The sequence below is a fragment of the Achromobacter xylosoxidans A8 genome, from assembly GCF_000165835.1.
GTDB classification, from domain to species: Bacteria; Pseudomonadota; Gammaproteobacteria; order Burkholderiales; family Burkholderiaceae_B; genus Achromobacter; species Achromobacter xylosoxidans_B.
Window position 1 is genome coordinate 542076 of record NC_014640.1, and the last position, 21713, is coordinate 563788.

Consider the following 21713-nt stretch of genomic DNA (forward strand, 5'->3'; position numbering starts at 1 on the left):
ATTGGGCTTTGATAGAGGCCTCATCAACGCAATCTGTCCAAAAATTGAACAAGCCAGAATCCGAAGGCTCGGGACCGCGCGTGTTGCGCCGCGGCTTGCGCGTGCTGGGCGTGCTGCGGCAGGCGGGCGCGGCGGGCATGCACGTGGTCGACATCGCGCGCGCGGCAGGCATGCAGCGGACCACGGCCTATCGCTATCTCGATGTGCTGGTGCAGGAGGGCTACGCCTTGCGCGAGTCCGAGGCGCCGCGCTGGCGCGTGGCCGAGCTGGGCGTGATGATGGCGGGCGATCCGCATGCGCAGGCGGTGCGCGGCCTGCGGCCGGTGCTGCGGCAGATCAGCGATGTCAGCGGCGATTCCGCTTTCCTCATCTGCCGCGCCGGCAACGATTCGCTCTGCCTGCACCGCGAGGTGGGCAACTATCCCGTGCAGGTGCTGGCGGTCACGGTGGGGCACCGGCAGCCGCTGGGCGTGGGGGCGGCCGGGCTGGCGCTATTGGCGGCATTGCCGCCGGACGAGTCGGAAGAGGTGATTGCGCAGAACGAGCAGGCGCTGCGCGCCTATGGCGGCATGACGGTGGCGCAGATGCGGCGCCTGGTGGAGAACACGCGGGGCCGCGGCTGGTCGGTGGTGGGCAATGCCGCGGTGCCCGGCGTGTTGGGGGTGGGCGTGGCCCTGTGCGACGCGGGCGGATATCCGCGCCTGGCCGTCAGCGTGTCCAGCCTGATCAGCCGCATGCAGGCGGCACGCCAGCGCAGTATTGCCGACCTGATCCGCGCCCAGTTGGCGCAAGATGAGGTCAGGGCGCAGCGCTGGGCGCTGCCGGGGTTTCCGGGCGGCTAGGCGGCCGCTGGCGCCGGCACCCGATAGGTTTTTTGATAGTGGACCGTGAAGGTCTTGAACGCGTCCAGCGCCTTGTGGGGATCATGGCCCGGCTTGACCAGGAAGCTGTCGAAGCCGACGCGCGCCTGGTAGTGGATGGTGTCGATCATCACGTCGCCTACCGCGCGCAATTCGCCCTGCCACTGGTAGCGCGTGCGCAGCAGCTGCGCCAGCGAATAGCCGCGGCCGTCGGTGTAGACCGGAAAGTCCACGGCGATGAAGGCGATGCCGGCGGGATCCAGCGTGCCGTCGGCTTCGGCCAGGTCGCGCAGGTCGGCGTCCGGGTCGAGCTGGACCGCGACCGGATGCTGGTGGCGGCGCAGCGTGGCGCGCGAGGTCTTCCAGACCGAAAGCGGCACGATCCAGCCCGGCGCGTCGCCAGGCACCTGGCCCTCGGCCGGGACTTCGGGCTCAGGCGTGAAGACGCGCCAGGCGTCGGCTTCCAGCCGGCCGTTGCGGATCAGGTGGGGGCCGGGGGCGTCGTGCGGATAGATTTCAGACATGGGCGGCCTCGGCGTGCTGCGCGGGTTTGGCGAAGGCGGGATCGGAGTACACGTCCTGCTTGAAGGGATCGATGCCGACGCGGTCCACCACGTCGATGAAGCGTTCCTCTTCGCTGTCGCGCAGGCCCAGATAGGTGCGGACCAGGCGGTCCACCACGCCCGCGACCTGGTCGCGTGCGAACGATGGACCGATGATGCGGCCGATCGCGGCGCCGCCGCCGCGCGTGGATTCGATGTCGGGCAGCGGCTTGGCGGCGCCGTTCTGGCGCCCGCCGATGGTGACCTGATACCACTCCTCGCCGGCCTTATCGACCCCGAGGATGCCGATGTGGCCCACGTGATGGTGGCCGCAGGAGTTGATGCAGCCCGAGATGTTCAGGTCCAGCTCGCCGATCTCGAACAGGTAGTCGAGGTTGTCGAACTGGCGCTGGATGGCTTCGGCCACGGGGATGGAGACGGCATTGGCCAGCGCGCAGAAATCCCCGCCCGGACAGGCGATGATGTTGGTCAGCAGCCCGATGTTGGGCGTGGCCAGGTTCAGCGTCTGCAGCGTGGTCCAGAGTTCATGCAGGCGCGCGCGGCGTACGTCGGCCAGGATCAGGTTCTGCTCGTGAGAGACGCGCAGCTCGCCGAAGCCGTAGTCGTCGGCCAGGTTGGCCACCGCGTCCATCTGGTCGGCGGTGATGTCGCCCGGCGGCACGCCGGTGGGCTTGAGCGATACGGTGACGGCGGCGTAGCCGGCCGCCTTGTGCGGATGCACGTTGGTGCGCAGCCAGCGCGCGAAGCGCGGATCGGCGGCGGCCAGCGCCGCGGTGTTGTCGACGTCCTGCGCGGCGGCGGCGTCATATTTCGGCCAGACGAAGCGGGTCCTGATGGTGTCGACGAATTCCTGAGTGATGGTGTCGGGGCCGCCCTTGATGAGCTGCCATTGTTCGTCCACCTGCTGCGCGTAGACTTCCGGCGTCAGGTCCTTCACCAGGATCTTGATGCGCGCCTTGTACTTGTTGTCGCGGCGGCCGTGCAGGTTGTAGACCCGCAGCGCGGCCTGCAGATAGGTCAGCAGGTCTTGCCATTCGACGAAGGGGTTGATCAGCTTGCCGACGATGGGCGTGCGGCCGAGGCCGCCGCCGATCCAGACGCGAAAGCCCAGCTTGCCGTCGCGTTCGACGGCTTGCAGCCCAATGTCGTGCACGCCCACGGCCGCGCGGTCCTGCACCGCGCCGCTGACCGCGATCTTGAACTTGCGCGGCAGGAAGGCGAATTCGGGGTGCAGCGTGGACCACTGGCGGATGATCTCGCACCACACCAGCGGATCCACCAGCTCGTCCGGCGCGACGCCGGCGAAATGGTCGGTGGTGGTGTTGCGGATGCAGTTGCCGCTGGTCTGGATGGCGTGCATCTGCACGGTGGCGAGCTCGGCCAGGATGGCTGGCACGTCTTCGAGCTTGGGCCAGTTGAACTGGATGTTCTGGCGGGTGCTGAAATGGCCGTAGCCGCGGTCCCACTTGCGCGCGATGTGCGCCAGCGTGCGCAATTGGCGCGACGCCAGGATGCCGTAGGGAATGGCGACGCGCAGCATGGGCGCGTGGCGCTGGATGTACAGGCCGTTCTGCAGACGCAAAACACGGAATTCATCTTCCGTTAGTTGGCCATCGAGGAAGCGGCGCGTCTGGTCGGAGAACTGCGCCACACGCTGCTCAACGAGTTGCTGGTCGACGGGGTCATACACGTACATGTCTACTGCCCTTGAAGTCTTCTCGGTCTGAATCCCTGCGCTCGCCTGGCGCAATGCGGCAGGGGAAAGGGGTTCATAACCGTAACAGGCAGCTGCGGCGACCGTCTAAGTCATTCTGGTAATAAGGTAATGGGGCCCCCACGCTGCGCGCGCTGGCACGCGCTTGCTGCCCCCGAGGGGGCTGTCCCGCCTTGGGCGGCCCGGCGGCGGGACGGCCCTTCTTGCGGGACGGCCGATTTACAACGCGGCGTTTACAGCCCAACGCGCTACCAGCACCAGGATGACTACCAGACAGGCCGCCATCAGCAGCCCGGTCAGAATCAGCGGGGCCGGCTTGTTGTTGGCGATGTCGGCATCGTAGCCCCGTCCGCGGCGCACGCCGAAGAATCCCCACAGCACGGATTTGACCGTGCGCAAGAAACTGAGCATGTTGTCTCTCCTGGCGTAGTGGCGGATGCCACCAATGTAGGCCGCCGCGCGCTGGGGAAACAGATGCAGATCTGGCTTACTCGACCGTATCAGGCATGGAACCGGCCGGCGCGCCGATGCCGCGCACGATATGCTCCAGCAGTTCGCGCGCGGCGGGCGAGACGTGGCGGCCGGCGCGGCTCAGCACGTGCAGGCTGCCCTGGTTGAGGATGGGGTTGGCCAGCGGCAGGCTGGCCAGGCGCTGAGCGCGCATGTCGGCCGTGACCGCGATGGGCGGCGTCAGCGCGTAGCCGATGCCGGCGGCGGCGAACTGCCACAGCGCCTTGAAGGACGAAGTGGTGAGCACATTGCGCAGCCGGACCTGTTCGCTGATTTCGGCGGCCTGGATATGCTGGCGCACGCCGAACCCTTCCTGCATGGATGCGCCGGGATAGTCGGCCAGGTCGGTCAAGAGCAGCGGGCGGCGCAGCCGGGTCAGCGGATGGTCGTCGCGGACGATGGCGCGGATCGGCTCGGGCCGCGAGTAATGGGTGCGCAGGCGAGCGTCGTTGGGCGGCTGGAACACCAGCCCTATGTAGGCGCGGTCGTCGACGATGCGCTGCACGATCTCGGAGGTGCGCGCCACGTCGATGTCCAGCGTGACTTCGGGGTGGCTGCGCCAGTAGCCGGGCAGCACGCGTTCGAACATCAGTTCCACGAAGCCTTCGCCCAGCACCAGGTCGATGTGTCCCCGCTCGGCCTTGCGCAGACTGTCGATCTCGGAGAAGAAGCTTTCCTGGATGTCCTGCTGGCGCTTGATGTAGCGCGCCAGGATATGTCCGGCATCCGTGGGCACCACGCCGCGTCCGCGGCGTTCGAACAGGGCGATGCCGCAATCGCGTTCCAGCGCGGCGATGGCGCGGCTGACGGCGGACGGGTCCATGTCCAGCACTTCGGCCGCGCCGCGCACCGAGCCGCGGCTCATGACCTGCATGAAGTAGTGGGTGCGGCGGGCGTCGAGTTTTTCGTCCATGGCGGGGCTCCGAGGGGGAGTGCGGCGGCAGATCCACAGATACAATCTAGGGTTTACCCTTGCATGACCCAAGATCATGCAAAATTTTCCCTGGAAAAGCCTTTCCGTTGCATTTTACGCAACGTTTATGCGCCAGCCCTGTCATGGTTGCATGCTGGGCCCCCGGCGAAAATCGGCCCTGCTGCGAGCGCCTCGCCGCCGCCGCGCCGCGATGCTCCTCTGGGGCGCCGGTCGGACGGGGTTGCGGCGGGCAGCCACGACGATTATTCACGTTCATCAGGGGAATCCGATGTCACACGCCAGCGCCAGCCTGGCCGCGCCCTCCATGCCGCTATCCGGGCGCATCCGCATGCTCGCCGCCATCTTGCTGGTGGTCGTCATTTCAGAAGCGATCGGCAGCGCCACCTTCAACGTCGGCCCGGGCAAGATCGTTCTGCAGCCGATGCTGTGGGCCATCTTCATCGGCGCCATCGTCGCCGCCTGTGGCCAGCGCCTGCCTGCCGGCCTGAACATCGACACCGCCATGCAGACCCGTATTAGCGGTTACCTGCAATACGCGCTGCTGCCCTTCCTGGCCAAGCTGGGCCTGATGGTGGGCGGCGCCTTGCCGCAGGTGCGCGAAGCCGGCTGGGCTCTGGTGTTCCAGGAGTTCGGCCACTTCTTTGGCACCATGGCCATCGGCCTGCCGCTGGCCCTGCTGCTGGGCATCAAGCGCGAAGCCATCGGCGCAACCTTCTCGGTGGGCCGCGAGCCCAGCCTGGCCATCATCGGCGAGCGCTACGGCATGAACTCGCCCGAAGGCCGCGGCGTGATGGCCGAGTACATCACCGGCACCGTGATCGGCGCGTTGTTCGTGGCGCTGATGGCCGGCTTCATCACCAGCTTGAACATCTTCGATCCGCGTTCGCTCGCCATGGGCGCCGGCGTGGGCTCGGGCAGCATGATGGCTGCCGGCGTGGGCGCGATCGCCTCCCAGCAGACTCCCGAAGTCGCGCACCAGGTGGCCGCGCTGGCCGCCGCCGCCAACCTGCTGACCACGGTGGTGGGCGTGTACTTCACGCTGTTCATCTCGCTGCCGACCACCATCTTCCTGTACGACAAGCTGGAGCCCGTACTGGGCCGCTTCTCGCGCGGCAAGGCCGAGACCGCTGCTGCCGCCGACGACGGCGCCGCGCAGGAAACGCCGGCGCATGGCGCCAAGATGGGCTTCGGCGACCGCTTGACCGCTTACGTCATCTGCGGACTGTTCGCGCTGGTGGGCAACCGCCTGGGCTACAACGTGCCGTTCGCCGACGCCTTGCCGGGCATGGGCATCATCATCCTGCTGGTCGTGATCGCCGACCTGGTGCTGCGCGTGGTGCCCAAGCTGCCGGCCGTGTTCGTGCTGTCGCTGATCGCCATGACCGCGGGCTGCCCGGGCGTGCTGCCGTACTCGGACCAGATCATCGCGATGGTCGGCAAGGTCAATTTCCTGCCGTTCACGACCGTGATCCTGGCCATGGCCGGCCTGTCCATCCTCAAGGACCTGCCTGCCTTCCGCAAGCTGGGCTGGAAGATCGTGGTGGTGTCCCTGGCCGCCAACGCGGGTACCTTCCTGGGTGCGACGATGATTGCGGAATTCTTCCACTGATCTCCGTCCGGTCCTGCATGAAAAACCGCCTGATGAAAGCGTCAGGCGGTTTTTTTTTGGTCAGGGTGTGTGGCCCGGCCGGTAGCGCGCCTGGTCCGTGACGTTCTCGGTCGCGCCGATATTGGCGACCTTGGGGATGCCCAGGCCTGCCGCCTTCATCGCCACTGTGGTCTGCAGTTCCTGGACCTGCGGGTTGCCCATGGCGACACGGTAGGCTTGCAGCGGCATCAGGCCTTCGATGGTGCCCAGGTCGTTGGCGGAACCGGCGTGCTGGGCAGTCGGGTCGGGTTGCGTGGTGAACGCCTCGAGCGCGCGGCGCATGCGCGATTCCGCGTGCAGGTCGCGCAGCGCGTCCGCATTGGAGGCGCCGATGACGGTCAGCGCGGGCGGCTGGTGGTCGCGTTCGCGGATGGTTGGCGCGGCGTGGCCCGCAGCCGCGGCCTTGGCGGCCCGGACATGGGCAATGCCTTGCGTTTCAAGGAATGGGCGCGTGGCGTCCAGCGCGGCGGAGCGCGCGGGGTAGGGCGCGTCAGCCCGGTGGATGGCGGAGATCGCAGCGACGTTCATGCTGGGCCCCTTTTTCTGATGACAGGCCGGCGGATCGGCCCGTCTGGCAATTTCACTGTAACAGCTGAGGGCGGTCGTGGCGAAAAAAAGGCCCCTGACGAGGTCAGGGGCCCTAGCGACGCGGCCCGCGGGCCGCGCCGTACTCAGGGCAGGTGATGGCCAGGGAGCCCGGCGGGTTCTCCCGGCCCTGCGCCTGCCCAAACCGGATCAGGGCTTGGTGGCCTGCATGGATGGCCGTTGGCTGAAGGTCTCGTACCAGGCGGCGGTGGCCGGGTGGCCGGCGCGCCAATCCAGGTCGGGGAAGCGGAAATCCAGATAGCCCAGCGCGCAGCCGATGGTGATGGTGCCGATGTCGAGGCGGCCGTTCAGCGAGGCGGCACTCTTCTCCACCAGCGCGAGGCCGTCGCGGACCTTGCCCAACTGGCCTTCGACCCAGCCGTCCCAGCGCAGCGCTTCGGGGCGCAGCACGGTTTCATAGCGGGCCAGCAGCGCCGCACCCAGCATGCCGTCGGCCATCGATTGCTCTGTCAGTACCTGCCAGCGGTCCTTGCCGGCCGGGAACAGCGCGCCGCCGCCCAGGTCGTTGAGGTATTCGCAGACCACGCGGCTGTCGTACAGCGCCTGGCCGTCGTCGGTGATGAAGGTAGGCACCTGGCCCAGCGGATTGCTGGGGATGATGCTCTGGTCGCGCGCGACGGGGCCGGCCGCGCTGGGCAGCCTTTCGATGCGGTCGGCCAGGCCTAGCTCATGGGCGATGACCATGCACTTGCGCACGAAGGGCGAGGCGGGCGAGTAAAAGATTTTCATGGGTATCCTTGTCGGTGGAGAGGCGTCAGTGTTGTGCATGCGCCAGATGTTGTCCAGCGATCCAGCCGAAGGTCAAGGCGGGACCGAGCGTGATGCCGGGGCCGGGATAGGCGCCGCCCATCACGGATTGCATGTCGTTGCCGGCGACGTAGAGGCCGGGGATCGGCGCGCCTGCGGCGTCCAGGGCCTGGGCGTCCCGGTTGGCGGCGATGCCGCAGGCCGTGCCGATGTCGCCGGGATAGACCTTGACCGCGTAATAGGGGCCGGGGCCCAGCGGCGCGAGGCAGGGATTGGGTTCGTGTTCCGGATCGCCCAGGTAGCGGTTGTAGGCGGTCGATCCCTTGCCGAAATCCGGGTCGCGGCCCTGCGCCGCGTGAGTGTTGTAGCGGTCCACGGTAGCTTGCAGCGCATCGCATGGCACGCCCAGCCGGGCCGCCAGCGCCGCCAGGGTGGCGCCTTGCAGCAGATAGCCCGCATCGATCAGATGCTGGCGCGGTCTCCCGCCAGGCAGCGCCAGACCCAGGCCCCAGGTGTCGATGAAGCGCTGGTCGCAGAGCAAGAAGGCGGGAACGCTGGGCGCCGCGCCGTTGTTGCGGTACATGGCCTGCACGAACTCATGGTACGAAGCCGATTCGTTGACGAAGCGCTGGCCGGCGCTGTTGAGCGCGATGAGGCCGGGCTTGGCCCGGTCCCACACCAGGTGCGGATAATGCAGGCGCTGGCCGTCCGCGGATTCCAGGACGGATACCGGCGCCCAGAATGCGGGGCTGGCGTGGCCCGTGCCGAGCGCGGCGCCGGCGGTTTCCGACAGGCGGATGCCGTCGCCCGTATTGTCCCGCGGCGACATGGACCAGAGGCCGGTGGGCTGAGGATAGGACTGCGCGCGGCGCTCCGGATCCCAGGGAAAGCCGCCCGTGGCCATCACCACGCCGCGCCGCGCACGGATGTTCAGCGTCTTGCCGCCGCGCGCGACGGCGGCGCCCAGCACACGGCCGCTGGCATCGCGGTGCAGCGCCAGCGCCGGCGTGTCGAGCCAGTATTCGATCCTGCGGGCCAGCAGGCCGTGGAACAGCTGCGCGGCCAGCGCATTGCCCAGCAACAGGCGGGTGCCGCGGTGATAACCGCGTGCGCGGTCGGCGGCATAGCGCAGCACCAGCTTCATGCTATGGCGCCAGGCCGTGAATGAGCGCGTGGCGCGCAGCAGATGGCGCACGTCGGTGATGTTGACCATCATGCCGCCCAGCACCGTGAATTCCTTCAGTGGATCGCGCAGCGTACGGAAGTCCTGGCCCAGCTTGCGGCCGTCGAACTCCAGCGGATCCAGCGAGCGGCCGCCCATCGCGGCGCCGGGCAGATCGGGGTAGTAATCGGGCGAGGCGGTGCGTGCGGCCACGTCCAGGATGCCGCGCGAGGCCAGGTAGTCCATCATGCGCGGGCCGGCCTCCAGGTAGGCGCGCTTCATGTCGTCCGGGGCCGCTGCGCCCACGGTCTGTTCCAGATAGGTCCACACCTTGTCGAAGCTGTCCGGATGGCCGGCGGCTTCCGTCTGCGCGTTCAGCGGTATCCACAGCGCGCCGCCGGAGATGGCGGTGGAGCCGCCAACGCGGCCGGTCTTCTCCACCAGCAGCACGTCCAGCCCTTCCTCGCGCGCCGTCAGCGCCGCGGCCATGCCGCCCGCGCCCGAGCCGACGACCAGCGCGTCGACTTCCTTGTTCCAAGTGATGCCTTCCATGCTGCCTATGCTCCCGAGCCGCCCAGCGATTTACCGCCGTCCACGAAGATGACCTGGCCTGTGATGAAGTCCATGTGCGGCGCGGCCAGGAAGGACACGGCATTGGCGATATCTTGCGGCTGGCCCGCGCGGCCGGTGGGCTGCAGGGCCAGTTGGGCCGCGAGGCGTTCGGGCGTGAGATTGCGCAAGAGCGGCGTGTCGATGAGGCCGGGGGCGATGGCGTTGACCAGGATGCCGCGCGCGGCGAGCTCCATGGCCGAGGCGCGCGTGTAGCCCACCAGGGCCGCTTTCGAGGCCACGTAGTGCGGGTGGTTCTTCGCGCCAAGGTAGGCGCGCGACGCGATATTGACGATCTTGGCGCCGGGCGCCATGTCGCGCGCCGCTTCCTGCGTCAGGGTCGCCGCCGCCAGCAGGTTGACGTCGAAGGCGCGGCGGTAGTCGGCGCTGTCGACCTCGAAGAACTTGCGCTCGTCGAACAGCCCCGCGTTGTTGACCAGCGCCGCCAGCGGCGCGAGCGAGCGGGCCAGCGCACGGGTGGCGGCCTCATCCGTCAGGTCCACCACGCGGTGTTCCACGTCCAGCCCTTGCGTCTGCAACGCCTGCGCCTCTTTTGCGGCCAGCTCCGCGTTGCGGTCGGCCAGCACGACGCGAAAACCGTCGTGCGCCAGCCGCTCCACGATCGCCAGGCCCATGCCGCTTGCCCCACCCGTGACCAATGCCGTGCCCAGATTCATGATGTTTCCCTATACGGCCAGGTAGCCGCCGTCCACGGGCAGCACCACGCCGTTCACGTAGCTGGCCATGTCCGAGGCCAGGAATAGAACCGGGCCCACGATCTCGTCGGCCCGTCCCGCGCGCGCCATGGGCGCGCGCTGCATGTACCAGTCCGTGCCCTGCGCTTGCGCGCGCTGGCCCACCGTCATCTCGGTTTCCATCAGACCGGGGGCCACGGCGTTCACGCGCACGCCGTGCGGTGCCAGGTCGCGCGCCAACACCTCGGTGAAGGAGCGCACGCCGCCCTTGGACACCACGTAGCCCGCAGTCGAAATGCTGCAGCCGTAGGCCACGATGGAACACAGGTTGACGATGGCGCCGCGCGTGGCCTTCAGCTGCTCGACGAAGGCGTGCGTGACGTTGAAGGTGCCCTGCAGGTTCACGCTCATCAGGCGCTCCCAGATCTCGGGCGTCTTGGGATCGTCGAACGGGGCTCGGGCGGAAATCCCGGCGTTGTTGATCAGGATGTCCAGATGGCCGTGTTCGGTGGCGGACCGCTCGGCAAAGGCGCGGACCGCGGCGGCGTCGGTCACGTCCAGCACTGCGTCCGCGGCCTTGCCGCCCGCTACGCGGATGGCCTGCGCCGTGGCGGCGGCCAGCGCCGCGTCCACGTCGGCGACGATCACGGCCGCGCCTTGGCGCGCAAAGCCCTGCGCGATGGCCGCGCCCAGGCCGCGGCCCGCGCCCGTGACGAGCACCCGCTTGTCTTGCATCGATATCATGGTCGGTCCTTTCGGCGCGCTAGGCGCCCAGATAGGCGCGCTGCACGCCTTCGTCGCTGGCGAGCGCGGCGGATTCGCCTTCCAGCGCGATTTCGCCGTTTTCCAAGATGTACGCGTAACTGGACACCGACAGCGCCAGCTTCACGTTCTGCTCCACCAGCAGGATGGTGATGCCTTGTTCGCGATTCAGCCGCAGCACGATGTCGAAGATCTGTTCGACCACCAGCGGCGACAGTCCCATCGACGGTTCATCCAGCAGGATCATGCGCGGCCGCGCCATCATGGCGCGGCCCGTGGCCAGCATTTGCTGTTCGCCGCCGGACAAGGTCGCGGCCTTTTGCTCGTAGCGTTCGCGCAGGCGCGGAAAGGTGTCGCAGACCATGTCCAGATCCTGCTTGACCGCCGGGCGGTCGGTGCGCAGGTAGGCGCCCATTTCCAGGTTCTCGCGCACGCTCATGTCGCGGAAGATCTCGCGGCCCTCCGGCACCTGCACGATGCCGCGTCCCACAATGGCGTCCGCCGCCAGGCGGTGTATGGGTTCGCCGGCGAAGCGCACGCTGCCCGCGGTGGGAGCCACCAGGCGCGAGATCACATTGAGCGTGGTGGACTTGCCCGCGCCGTTGGCGCCCAGCAGCGCCACGATGGCGCCCTGCGGCACTTTCAGCGATACGTCCTGCAACGCGCGGATATTGCCGTAGGCGGCCGATACCGCCTCGACTTCAAGCAGATATTCAGCCACCAGCGGCTCCCTTGCCCAGATAGGCTTCGATGACCCGGGGGTTGCTGCGCACTTCCGCGGGCGTGCCTTCGGCGATCTTCTCGCCGAAGGACATGACGGTGATGCGATCCGAGATCGACATCACCAGCTGCATGACGTGCTCCACCAGCAGCACCGTGATGCCGTCGCGTTCGCACAGCTCGGTCAGCAGGCGGTCCAGCGTTTCGATCTCGCGGTTGCGCAGGCCGGCCGCCGGTTCGTCCAGCAACAGCAGCTTGGGCGATATGGCCAGGGCGCGTGCCAGCTCCAGCATCTTCTGGCGGCCGAAGTCCAGGCTGCACGCCGGCGTGTCGAGGAAGTCGGCCAGCCCCACGCGTTCCAGCAGGTGCTCGACCCGCTCGCGCGTCTGCGCGGCGGCCGGACGCAGCAGCTTGCCGGCGCTGTCGGCGCCGTGCGCGTAGGTGCCGAGCAGTGCGTTTTCGCGCACGCTGAGCGCGCCGAACAGCTCCAGGTTCTGGAAGGTGCGGGCCACGCCCAGCGCCGCCATTTCGTGCGGCTTCTTGCGGGTGATGTCGACGCCGTCGAACTGGATGCTGCCGCTGCTGGGGCGGTAGTAGCGCGAGATGCAATTGAAGGTGGTGGACTTGCCCGCGCCGTTGGGGCCGATCAGCGCGTGGATGCGGCCGCGCTCGACCTGCATGGACAGGCCGTTGATGGCGGTGAGGCCGCCGAACTTCACGGTCAGACCCTGCACGTCCAGATAGGGATGGCTGCTCATGCCGCGCTCCTTTGGGTCGGTTTGGCCGCGGCCTTGTTGGGCGTGGAGGGGAGCGGCGTGGCGGGCGCCGGCGCGCGTCCGCGCGCGCCGCGGCCGGCGAACAGGCCCTTGGGCGCGAACATCATGAAGCCCATCAATATGACGCCGTAGATGATTTCCTGGAACGACAGCGCCTGGCGCAGCAACTCGGAAATGAGGCCGAAGGCCAGGGCGCCGGCAATGGCGCCGCGCACCGAGCCGATGCCGCCGACCACCACCATGGTCAGGATCAGGATGGTGGTCTGGAAGCCCAGGCTTTCCGGGTGGATGAAGGAAGCGAAGGTCGTGTACATGCCGCCCGCGATGCCGGCATAGGCGGCGGAAAGCGTGAAGGCGGTGCGCTTGATGGCGTTGACATTCACGCCCATGGCCTGCGCCGCCACATCGCTTTCGCGTACCGCGCGGAAGGCCGAACCGAGCTGCGAGCGGGACAGGGCTACCGTGGCCCAAAGCAGCAGCGCGGCGATCAGCACCACGAAGGGGTACGCCTTGGCGTCCGACACCAGTTCATAGCCGAACAGCGTGGCCGGCGAGATCCGGAAACCGTTCGAGCCATTGGTGACCGATTGCCAGTTCAGGAACACCCACTGCATCGCTTCGCCGAAGGCGAAGGTGGACAGCGCCAGGTAGATGTCGCGCATGCGCAGCGCCAGCGCGCCGATCACATAGCCCAGCGCGGCGGCCAGCAGCCCGCCCGCGACGATGGAAATGAAGAAGGGCGGATGCCATAGATTGTTGATGAGGCCGGCGGTATAGATGCCCACGCCGTAGAAAGCGGCATGGGACAGCGCAAACTGCCCGGTCTCGCCAATGACCAGGTGCAGGCCCAGCGCGAGCACTACGAACACCATCAGCAGGTTCACCACGTAGATGACATAGCCGCTGGCCGCGAAGGGCAGGATCGCCAGCACCACGGCCATCAGCGCCAGCAGCGCATGGTCGATTTTCTTGCTCATACTTTCTTCACCTGCAGTTTGCCGCCCAAGAGCCCTTGCGGACGCAGCAGCAGCACCACCATGATGGCCACGAAGGGCGCGACCACGATGGCATTGGTCGAAATGAACAGCCCCACCAGGTTCTCCGCCACGCCGATCACGAAGCCGCCGACCACCGCGCCGGGCAGGCTGGTGATGCCGCCGACGATGGCCGCGGCGTAGGCCAGGATGGCGATATGGCCGATGTCGGGCGTGATCAGGATCTTGGGCGTGATGAGCAGCGCCGCGACCGCCGATATCAGTCCGGCCAGCGCCCACACCAGCATGCGAATGCGGGTCAGGTTCACGCCCACCAGCCTCGCGGCCTTGGGGTTCATGCCCACGGCGCGCATCGCGCGGCCAACCCGGGTGTAGGTGAACATGCCGAAAAGCAGCAGCATCACCGCCACCGCGACGGCGAATATCACCAGGTCCAACTGGGTCAGCACCGCGTCGCCGATGATGATGGCGTCGGTCGAGGCCAGCGGCGGCAGCGAGCGCGGCGTGTCGCCCAGGCCGGTCTGGCGCACCAGGCCTTTCAGCGCATAGGCCAGGCCCAGGGTGGCGATCACCATCTGCACGCCCACGCCCTTGGAGGCGATGACGCGTTCCATGACGACGCGCTGGAACAGGCCCGACAGGACGGCCACGGCGAGGAGCGTGATGGGAATGACGACGAGATAGGGCCAGCCCATCACCAGGGTGAGGAACAAGGCGATGTAGCCGCCGACCATGAAGATCTCGCCCTGGGCGAAATTCGGCACGTCGGTGGTCTTGAAAATGATCACAACGGCGACCGCCAGCAGCGCGTACACGCTGCCCGTCACCAGTCCCGACAGCACCCCCTGCTGCAGGAACAGCCAGATATCGGCAAAGCTCATGATGTTTCTCCGGCAGCCCGCGCGCTGCTGCGCCAGCGCGCGGGCCCGGCCCGTGGCGGGCCGCTGGTTTACTTCTGGTACTGCCAGACGCTCTTGAAGGCGCCAGGCACGAGCGACATGTTGGTGCCGTCGAACTTGATGTAGATGGCGGATTCCTGGGCGGCGCGGTCGTTCGGGCCGAACTCGATCGGACCGGCCATGACGCCCGAATCGAACTTCATGGTTTCCAGCGCTTGCAGCACTTTCTCGCGGGTGGGCTGGGGGCCAGCGGCCTTCAGCGCGTTGACCACCGCCATCGCGGGCGGCAGACCGTAGGGCATGTAGGTCTGCGGATGGCCCGGCTTGGCGGCCAGGTCGGGGTAGGCCTGCTTGTACATGTCGTACACCCAGGTCAGCTTGGAGCCGCCCGGCACGTCGGACAGCACTTCCTGGATGTAGACGTTCTTGAAGGCGTCCTTGTTGCCCACGTTCTCGACCAGCTGCTTCAGGTCGGCGGTGCCGTTCACCGCCAGCACGATGGGCTTGTTCCAGCCCAGTTCCTGCGCCTTCTTGATGATGAGCGCGGCGGGGCGGGCATACGTGGTCAGCAGCAGCACGTCGGCGTTGGCGGCGCGGATCTTCAGCATGGGCGCGGTCACGTCGGTGATGTTCGGGTTCACCGACTGGACTTGCAGCGACGCGTCGCCCAGCTGTTTGACCTGGGCCTGCGCGGCCTCCAGGTTCCAGCCGCCGTAGGCGTCGTCATGGTTGATGTAGCCGATCTTCTTGGCCTTCAGGTGCTCGGCGGCGAACTGCACCATCGAGCCGCCCACGGCGTGCTGGGAGATGGAGAAGGCGCCGTAGATGTACTTGGATGGCGGATACAGCGCGCCGTCGCCCGAGGCGTTGAGCATCACGAGCGGGACCTTCTCGCGTTCGACATATTCGCGCGAGGCCACCACCGCGGCCGAGCAGGAGCCGCCGTTCAGCAGGAATACCTTGTCCTGCTCGTTCAGCTTCTTCACCGCGGCGACCAGGTCGTTGGCGTTGCAGCGGTCGTCCTCGATCACCAGCTCGATCTGGCGGCCATGCACCCCGCCTTCCTTGTTGACCTTGGCGTACCACATCTTGGCCGCGTTCAGCACGTCAAAGCCGTAGGCCATGCCGCTGCCGGACAAGGGCGCGAACAGGCCGATCTTGATGGTCTTGTCGGTGATGCCCGGCTCCTGTTGCGCCAGCGCGCCCGTGCTCAAGGCCCACGCGCATAGTGCAGCGGCGGCTGCGTAGCGACTGCTTTTCTTCATCTTTGTCTCCCGTTCTTTTTTGATGCGCGCCTTTGTTGGTGGATGGCGCTTTGCTGCGTTGCCGGCCTGGCCGCCGGATTGCCTTACTGCATGCGGTAGCCGCCGTTGACGTCGATGACGCTGCCGGTGATGTAGCCGGCTTCCTCCGACGCCAGGAAGCGCACGGCGGCGGCCACGTCGTCCACGGTGCCGATGCGGCCCAGCGGAATGGCTTGCGCCGCGGCGGCCAGCGCGCCGCTGCTGGTGACGGTGCTGCGCAGCATGTCGGTGTCGATGAGGCCCGGCGCGATGCCGTTGACCGTGACGCCCAGGTGTGCGGATTCGCGCGCCATGGCCTTGGTCAGGCCCAGCACCGCGGACTTGGCCGCGATGTACGAGGCGCTGGAGCGGTAGCCGCCCAACTGCGCCGCGACAGAGGTGAACGTGACGATGCGGCCGTGCGCCAGCGGCGCGGCCTCGCGCCGGCGCAGGTAGGCGCGGCCGCACAGGAACACGCCGCGGGCATTGACCGCGAAGCTGCGTTCCCAGATGTCCAGCGTGGTGTCCTTGATGAGCGGGCGTTCGCCGTTCTCCTGGAATAGCAGCAGTCCGGCGGCGCTGACGAGCACGGCGATGGGACCGTGCTGCGCTTCGATCTGCTCGAAGGCGTTGTCGACCGAGTGTTCGTCGCTGACGTCGAAGGCATGGGAGGCGTGCGGCGCGCCCAGTTCGTCGGCCACGCGGCGGGCGCGTGCGGCGTCCACGTCCGAGACGATGACGCGCAAGCCGGCGCTGGCCAGTTCCTGGCAGATGCGGGCGCCTATGCCGCCGCCGCCGCCCGTGACGAGCGCAAGGCGCGGGGCCGGACCCATGCCGGCCGGCGTGGATACATTGGACATGCTGTCTCCTGGTAGCGTGCTGTCCGCCTCGGGTGGGGACGTGGCCGCTGGTTTGAATTTTTTGCGATTATGTATACATGGCGTAGAGGCAGGTATAGGGGCTTACCCTAAATCATGTTTGATTTACATCGTGTTTTACAGAGATGTTCCGAAATTCGGAAGCGTGTCTGGCATCCTATGTATTCTTCATGTATACAATGCGGCTATGGACACGCTATCTCAACACGTTACCGACACGCTGCGGGACTGGGTGCTGCACGGCAAGTTCAGCCCGGGCGCCCGCCTGGAAGAAATCCCGCTGGCGGAAAAACTTGGGGTGTCGCGCACGCCGGTGCGCGCGGCGCTGGCGACGCTGGGCAATGAAGGCTTGCTGGAACATCTGCCCAAGCGCGGCTACACCGTGCGCGCCTATGACATCGGTGAAATCGTGGCGGCCTATGAGGTGCGCGCGGCGCTGGAAGGGCTGGCCTGTCGCCAGGCGGCCCTGCGCGGGCTATCCAACGATGCCGTGGCGGTGCTGAAGAATTGCCTGGACGAAGGGGACCGGATCCTGGGCAAGGGCGTCTTGCTGGCCGAGGACCATCTGCCGTACCAGCAGGTGAACATCACTCTGCACAATGGCATCCTGGAAGCGGCGGGCAACCCCTGGGTGCGGCGCTTCGCGACGCAGGCGCAGGCCATTCCCTACGCCTCGGACCGGATCATCCTGTGGGAAGACCACGGGATCATCCTGCGATCGCATGACGACCATCACCGCATCGTCAATGCGATCATCGCCCGCGACGGCGCGCGGGCCGAGGACCTGATGCGCGAGCACGTGTACTACGCGGGCATCATCCTGAAGAACAACTACGAAAGGCTGGCGCAGGCGTACCGGGTCTGAGGCACGCTTGCGAGTTGTGCGGGCTGGCGGGCTCCGTTTCCTGATGTTCCCTCAGACGGCCAGGTAGCCGCCGTCCACGGGCAGCACCACGCCGTTCACATAGCTGGCCATGTCGGAGGCCAGGAAAAGAACCGGGCCGACGATTTCCTCGGCCCGTCCGGCGCGCGCCATCGGGGTGCGCTGCGTGTACCAGTCCGTGCCCTGCGGGCGCCCACGCACGCCTGCGGTCATGTCGGTCTCCATCAGGCCCGGCGCGATGGCGTTCACGCGCACGCCATGCGGAGCCAGATCGCGCGCCAGGACTTCGGTGAACGAGCGCACGCCGCCCTTCGAGACGGTGTAGCTTGCAGGCGAGGTGCTGCAGCCATAGGCCACGACGGAGCACAGATTGATGATGACGCCGCGCGCGGCCTTCAACTGCTCGACGAAGGCATGCGTGACATTGAAAGTGCCCTGCAGGTTCACGCTCATCACGCGGTCCCAGGTTTCGGGAGTTTTCGGATCCTCGAAGCGCTCGAGGGCGCCGATGCCGGCGTTGTTGACCAGGATGTTCAGGTTGCCGTGGTCGGTGGCGAACCGCTGCGCAAATGCGCGGACCGCGGCGGCATCGGTCACGTCCAGCACCGCTTCTGCGGCCTTGTCGCCTGCGTCGCGGATAGCCTGCGCGGTGGCGGCGGCCGCATCCGCGTCCACGTCGGCCACGATCACGGTCGCGCCTTGCTGCGCGAAACCCCGCGCGATGGCCGCGCCCAAGCCGCGGCCGGCGCCGGTAACGAGGACCCACTTGTCTTGCATCGATATCATGGTCAGCCCCTTTGGCGGCTCAGGTTCTCAAATTATGGACGAAAGTCGTCCATAATTATGCACGAAGGGGTTTTTCTGGTCGAGGGAAGGGGTGGGAAATTTATGGCCTGGCGGTTTTGCGAGGGCGAGCGGGTCAAGCGGCCGCGGCGCGCAGGAACAACCAGGAAAGGCCGGCGCAGGCGTGCCGGGGCTACCGCACGCCTGCTACCGCGCCTTACGCCGCCGCGGGCGATTCCAGGCAGGGCTTGAATTCACCGGTCGCGGGATCGCGCAGGTACAGCAGGCCGGTGGCCACGCCGAAGTAGGTGCCGTGCAGTTCAAGGTCGCCCTTTTCCACGCGGCGGCGGATGGACGGGAAGGTCATCAGGTTGTTCAGGCTGTGTTCGACCGTGGCCAGTTCCAGGCGTTTCAGGTTGGCCTGGCGGTCGCCGGTGCCGGGGCCCAGGCGTTGGGCCACGGGTTCGATCTGCGACATCCACTTGCCGATGAAATCGCCCTTGGTCAGGGGCTTGGCGTCGTCGAAGAAGGAGCGGATGCCGCCGCAGGAGGCGTGGCCCAGCACCACGATGTGCTTGACGTTCAGGCCGTTGACCGCGAATTCGATCGCGGCGCTGGTGCCGTGGTACGAGGATTCCGAGTCAGGGTCACAGGGCGGGACCAGGTTCGCGACGTTGCGCACGACGAACATCTCGCCGGGGCCGGCGTCGAAGATGACTTCGGGCGACACGCGCGAGTCGCAGCACCCGATGATCAGGATTTCCGGGTTTTGTCCCGATTCGGCCAGCTTTTGATATCGGCTGCTTTCCGAAGGGAAACGGCCCCCCAGGAAAGATTGGTAGCCTTCGGTGAGTCTTTTTGGAAACATGATCTTTTCTTCCTCGTAGCTGGAGCCAGGCGTGCTGGCGCGTCGGCGCACGCAACAAGGGGCTTCGTGTGGAAGCCCCTTTTATTGAGTCGACAAACGCAATTTTCCCATATTTGACCTTGCGCCACGCTGTCTAAACCCCGTGCGAATCAGGGTTTTTTGCCGCCGGGCAACCGGGCTCGCGGCATGGGCGCCGTTCTGGTGCAGGCCGTAGGGGGGCCTAGCGGGCGTCGACGCCCAGCGCCGTGACGCGGGTGAACTGCAGCGGCGTGACGGCCCGGATCTGCTTGATCTGGCCGGGCGCCAGCGGGCCGACGACGTCGTCGCGCACTCGGCCGATCTCGCGGCCCTGCGCGTCGAACAGCACGAAGGTCAGCATGGCGCTGTTGACGTGCCGCGCGGACTGGTTGGAAAGCAGGCCGGTGATGGCCGACACGTTCTGGTTGACGTCGCGCACCGCCTGGACATTGCCCAGCGTGACGCCGTAGACCAGGCCCTGCGCGCCGGCGGCGCCAGACAGGCCGGCCAGCAGCGCGAACGAAGCAAGGGCAAGTTTCATTGTGGTCTCCTGAGCAGCCACGTGGCGGGCGCCATTTTCACCCGCAGGGCGGTCGTCGCCGCCTCTGGACTGGGGGCATGCTTATCTCACACCTTTCCCGTCTTGTACACAACGGGGCAAAGGGATGAATGGGTAACAGGGTGCTTGGATTGGTCGCAAATTCGCCTGCGTGGATGGCGTGTCCACGGGGAGGCCGCTGGCGGTTTCAGGGGCATGTCAGGCCTTGGCGATTCTTGACTTTCCGCACCCTTGCGCAGGGTTCGGGTTTGTTCGATCATGACCGGGCCGGCGATTGGGCCGGCGGACCGTGCGGCCCGCCTTTGCGACTGAATCCAGGCGCGCGGGCGCCAAGGGAGGAACCCATGCTTTCCCGTACCAGCCAATTGGCCTCGGCCTTTCTGTTGACCGCTTGTTTCGCCGGCGCGGCGTTTGCCCAGACCCCTGCGGCCCCCGCTCCCGCCAAGACGCCCACGCCGCAGCAGCAGCGCATGGCCGACTGCAACAAGTCGGCGGAAGGCAAGAAGGGCGACGAGCGCAAAACCTACATGAGCAGCTGCCTGAAGGGCGAAGCCGCCGCGCCCGCCAAGGAGCTCACGCCGCAGCAGCAGAAGATGAAGGACTGCAACGCCAAGGCTACCTCGCAGCAGCTGACAGGCGACAAGCGCAAGACGTTCATGAGCACCTGCCTGAAAGGCTAATGCCAACATAGCCCATCGCCTTGCCAAAAAAAACGCCAGCCCATGAAACAGGCTGGCGTTTTCTTTGCATGAAGCGCTTGTCAGCCGCCGGAGCGTCCCGGCCCTTGCAACCGCCCCAGCACGTTCTCCAGCATCAGTCCGACCGCCAGCACCTTGCGGTCCTCGCCCGGCAGTCCATCAACCTCCAATCCCACCGGTAGCCCGTCCGCCGACAAGCCCGCGGGCACGCTCAGCCCGGGCAGGCCGGCGTTGCTGCCCGGATCGACGTTGCGCGCCAGACGGCCGAAGCTTTCGAAGCTGCTGGCGTCCGGCGTGGCGGCCATCGGCTGGATCGGCACGGTGGGAAACAGCAGGCCGTCCAGCGCATGGTCCTGGAACGCGCGGCGATACACGTTGATGAGCTCGTCGCGATGCGTCGCCATGGCGCGTTCATAGAGAGGTTGCAGCGGCAGCACTTCGCCCGAGGGCAGGGGCAGCACGCCTGGCACGATCAGGCCGTCGAAGATCCCTTTCACGTCCGGGCTGGATATCTGCGCCACTACCTGCTCGAAGGTGACGCCGGTTTCGTAGCGTTCGAGATAGTCCGTCAGGTCTCCCTTCTGTTCATGCAGGCAGACGGGCATGCCGACCGCAGCGTTGCTGGCCTCCAGGCCGGGCATGTCCAGTTCCACCAACTGCACGCCGGCCGCGCGCAGCTTGGTCAGCGCGGCGTCCATCACGGCCTGCACCTGCGGATCCAGGCCTTGCCAGAAGTAGCCGCACAGGCCCAGGCGCATGCCAGCCGGGGGCAGTGCGGACAGCGGCTGCGGATCTCCGGCAAGCACCGCATCCAGCAGCACGATGTCGTCCATGCTGTTGGCTATCGGTCCCGGCGTGTCGCGGGTATGCGAGATGGGCGTGATGCCGGCGCCGTCGTAGCGCCCCACCGAAGGGCGGAAGCCGACCGCGCCGTTCACCGCCGCCGGCAGGCGCACCGACGCGCCCGTGTCCGTGCCCAGCGCGGCCGGCGTCAGGCGCGCGCCCACCGCTGCGCCACTGCCCGAGGAGGAGCCGCCCGCGATCAGGCTGGCGTCGTAGGCGTTGCGCGTGCCTTCGCCATGCGTGCCGGGAAAGGCGGTGTTGTAGCCCGACACGCCGAACGCCAGTTCGTGCATATTGGTCTTGCCGACGATGACGGCGCCGGCTTCGCGCAGCCGGCGCACCACCGGTGCGTCCTCGGCCGGACGGAAATGCTTCAAGGCGGGCGTGCCCGCCGTGTTGGGCAGACCGGCGACGTGGATGTTGTCCTTGATGGCGATAGGCACGCCAGCCAGCGGCAGCGCGGTCCCATCAGCCTGGCCGCCGGCGGCGTCACGGGCGCGGGCCTGGGCCAGCGCACCTGCGCGGTCCACGGTGATGAAGGCGTTGAGGTCCGCGCGGGCGTCGATGCGGTCCAGGCAGGCCTGGGTCAGCGCAACGCTGGTGAGCCTGCCTTGCCGGATCAGGGCCGCGGCCTCGGTGACGGTCAGGTCCACCGGGGACGCGGCGGGCAATGGCTGGTTGGACGTATCGGACATGGCGC

At 67.2% G+C, this 21713-nt stretch carries 23 protein-coding genes; 4 read left to right on the forward strand and 19 right to left on the reverse strand.

Features of this window, described 5'->3' with window-relative positions:
- Window positions 1-44 precede the first annotated feature (44 nt).
- The gene (locus AXYL_RS02555; RefSeq protein ID WP_041652137.1) at window positions 45-842 is read left to right on the forward strand and encodes an IclR family transcriptional regulator; all 798 of its coding nucleotides are present in this window, start codon (window positions 45-47) and stop codon (window positions 840-842) included.
- Here the strand turns inward: AXYL_RS02555 and AXYL_RS02560 are convergent.
- The 4 genes from AXYL_RS02560 to AXYL_RS02575 all read right to left on the reverse strand — a co-directional run bounded on the left by AXYL_RS02560 (window position 839) and on the right by AXYL_RS02575 (window position 4560).
- Entirely contained in the window at window positions 839-1384 is a 546-nt protein-coding gene (locus AXYL_RS02560) for a DUF934 domain-containing protein (RefSeq protein ID WP_013391268.1), read from the reverse strand. The two genes, AXYL_RS02555 and AXYL_RS02560, sit on opposite strands and share 4 nt — an antisense overlap.
- Window positions 1377-3119 carry a nitrite/sulfite reductase gene (locus AXYL_RS02565; RefSeq protein ID WP_013391269.1) on the reverse strand — a complete coding sequence of 581 codons (1743 nt, stop codon included), beginning with the start codon at window positions 3117-3119 and terminating at the stop codon, window positions 1377-1379. Before AXYL_RS02565 ends, AXYL_RS02560 begins: the two co-directional genes overlap by 8 nt.
- Before the next feature lie 237 nt (window positions 3120-3356).
- The gene (locus tag AXYL_RS02570; protein WP_013391270.1) at window positions 3357-3548 is read right to left on the reverse strand and encodes a DUF2970 domain-containing protein; all 192 of its coding nucleotides are present in this window, start codon (window positions 3546-3548) and stop codon (window positions 3357-3359) included.
- A gap of 76 nt (window positions 3549-3624) precedes the next feature.
- Window positions 3625-4560, reverse strand: a complete 936-nt coding sequence (locus AXYL_RS02575) for a LysR family transcriptional regulator (RefSeq protein ID WP_013391271.1) — start codon at window positions 4558-4560, stop codon at window positions 3625-3627.
- A 289-nt stretch (window positions 4561-4849) separates the two neighbouring features.
- Between AXYL_RS02575 and AXYL_RS02580 the strand changes: the two genes are divergently transcribed.
- Window positions 4850-6190, forward strand: a complete 1341-nt coding sequence (locus tag AXYL_RS02580) for a DUF3100 domain-containing protein (RefSeq protein WP_013391272.1) — start codon at window positions 4850-4852, stop codon at window positions 6188-6190.
- Between the two features lie 60 nt (window positions 6191-6250).
- Here AXYL_RS02580 and AXYL_RS02585 read toward each other — a convergent pair whose 3' ends face one another.
- The 11 genes from AXYL_RS02585 to AXYL_RS02635 all read right to left on the reverse strand — a co-directional run bounded on the left by AXYL_RS02585 (window position 6251) and on the right by AXYL_RS02635 (window position 16343).
- Complete coding sequence (locus tag AXYL_RS02585) at window positions 6251-6757, reverse strand: hypothetical protein (protein WP_013391273.1); 507 nt, start codon at window positions 6755-6757, stop codon at window positions 6251-6253.
- A 207-nt stretch (window positions 6758-6964) separates the two neighbouring features.
- Entirely contained in the window at window positions 6965-7564 is a 600-nt protein-coding gene (locus AXYL_RS02590) for a glutathione S-transferase (RefSeq protein WP_013391274.1), read from the reverse strand.
- Between the two features lie 25 nt (window positions 7565-7589).
- Window positions 7590-9296, reverse strand: coding sequence for an FAD-binding protein (locus AXYL_RS02595; protein ID WP_013391275.1), 1707 nt, complete (start codon window positions 9294-9296; stop codon window positions 7590-7592).
- A 5-nt stretch (window positions 9297-9301) separates the two neighbouring features.
- Window positions 9302-10030: an SDR family NAD(P)-dependent oxidoreductase gene (locus AXYL_RS02600; protein ID WP_013391276.1), complete on the reverse strand. Its 729-nt coding sequence runs from the start codon at window positions 10028-10030 to the stop codon at window positions 9302-9304.
- A 9-nt stretch (window positions 10031-10039) separates the two neighbouring features.
- Window positions 10040-10792 (reverse strand): SDR family NAD(P)-dependent oxidoreductase, encoded by a 753-nt coding sequence (locus AXYL_RS02605; RefSeq protein WP_013391277.1) that lies wholly within the window; start codon window positions 10790-10792, stop codon window positions 10040-10042.
- A gap of 19 nt (window positions 10793-10811) precedes the next feature.
- Window positions 10812-11531 (reverse strand): ABC transporter ATP-binding protein, encoded by a 720-nt coding sequence (locus AXYL_RS02610; RefSeq protein WP_013391278.1) that lies wholly within the window; start codon window positions 11529-11531, stop codon window positions 10812-10814.
- Complete coding sequence (locus AXYL_RS02615; RefSeq protein ID WP_013391279.1) at window positions 11524-12288, reverse strand: ABC transporter ATP-binding protein; 765 nt, start codon at window positions 12286-12288, stop codon at window positions 11524-11526. Before AXYL_RS02615 ends, AXYL_RS02610 begins: the two co-directional genes overlap by 8 nt.
- Window positions 12285-13283, reverse strand: coding sequence for a branched-chain amino acid ABC transporter permease (locus AXYL_RS02620; protein ID WP_013391280.1), 999 nt, complete (start codon window positions 13281-13283; stop codon window positions 12285-12287). The genes AXYL_RS02615 and AXYL_RS02620 overlap by 4 nt, the downstream gene beginning before the upstream one ends.
- Complete coding sequence (locus tag AXYL_RS02625) at window positions 13280-14182, reverse strand: branched-chain amino acid ABC transporter permease (RefSeq protein WP_013391281.1); 903 nt, start codon at window positions 14180-14182, stop codon at window positions 13280-13282. Before AXYL_RS02625 ends, AXYL_RS02620 begins: the two co-directional genes overlap by 4 nt.
- Before the next feature lie 68 nt (window positions 14183-14250).
- Window positions 14251-15465: an ABC transporter substrate-binding protein gene (locus AXYL_RS02630; RefSeq protein WP_013391282.1), complete on the reverse strand. Its 1215-nt coding sequence runs from the start codon at window positions 15463-15465 to the stop codon at window positions 14251-14253.
- A gap of 83 nt (window positions 15466-15548) precedes the next feature.
- Window positions 15549-16343, reverse strand: coding sequence for an SDR family NAD(P)-dependent oxidoreductase (locus AXYL_RS02635; protein WP_013391283.1), 795 nt, complete (start codon window positions 16341-16343; stop codon window positions 15549-15551).
- A gap of 205 nt (window positions 16344-16548) precedes the next feature.
- Between AXYL_RS02635 and AXYL_RS02640 the strand changes: the two genes are divergently transcribed.
- Entirely contained in the window at window positions 16549-17226 is a 678-nt protein-coding gene (locus AXYL_RS02640; RefSeq protein ID WP_013391284.1) for a GntR family transcriptional regulator, read from the forward strand.
- A gap of 51 nt (window positions 17227-17277) precedes the next feature.
- Here AXYL_RS02640 and AXYL_RS02645 read toward each other — a convergent pair whose 3' ends face one another.
- From AXYL_RS02645 to AXYL_RS02655, 3 genes are all read right to left on the reverse strand, one after another.
- Window positions 17278-18030, reverse strand: a complete 753-nt coding sequence (locus AXYL_RS02645; protein WP_013391285.1) for an SDR family NAD(P)-dependent oxidoreductase — start codon at window positions 18028-18030, stop codon at window positions 17278-17280.
- Between the two features lie 214 nt (window positions 18031-18244).
- Entirely contained in the window at window positions 18245-18895 is a 651-nt protein-coding gene (locus AXYL_RS02650; protein ID WP_013391286.1) for a carbonic anhydrase, read from the reverse strand.
- A 220-nt stretch (window positions 18896-19115) separates the two neighbouring features.
- Window positions 19116-19454 (reverse strand): FxLYD domain-containing protein, encoded by a 339-nt coding sequence (locus AXYL_RS02655; RefSeq protein ID WP_013391287.1) that lies wholly within the window; start codon window positions 19452-19454, stop codon window positions 19116-19118.
- Window positions 19455-19816: 362 nt separating this feature from the next.
- Here AXYL_RS02655 and AXYL_RS02660 point away from each other — a divergent pair, with 362 nt between their 5' ends.
- A complete protein-coding gene (locus AXYL_RS02660; protein ID WP_013391288.1) occupies window positions 19817-20152 on the forward strand; it encodes a PsiF family protein in 336 nt (111 codons plus the stop codon).
- Between the two features lie 80 nt (window positions 20153-20232).
- Here the strand turns inward: AXYL_RS02660 and iaaH are convergent, their stop codons facing one another.
- Window positions 20233-21708, reverse strand: coding sequence for an indoleacetamide hydrolase (gene iaaH, locus AXYL_RS02665; RefSeq protein ID WP_013391289.1), 1476 nt, complete (start codon window positions 21706-21708; stop codon window positions 20233-20235).
- Window positions 21709-21713 lie beyond the last annotated feature (5 nt).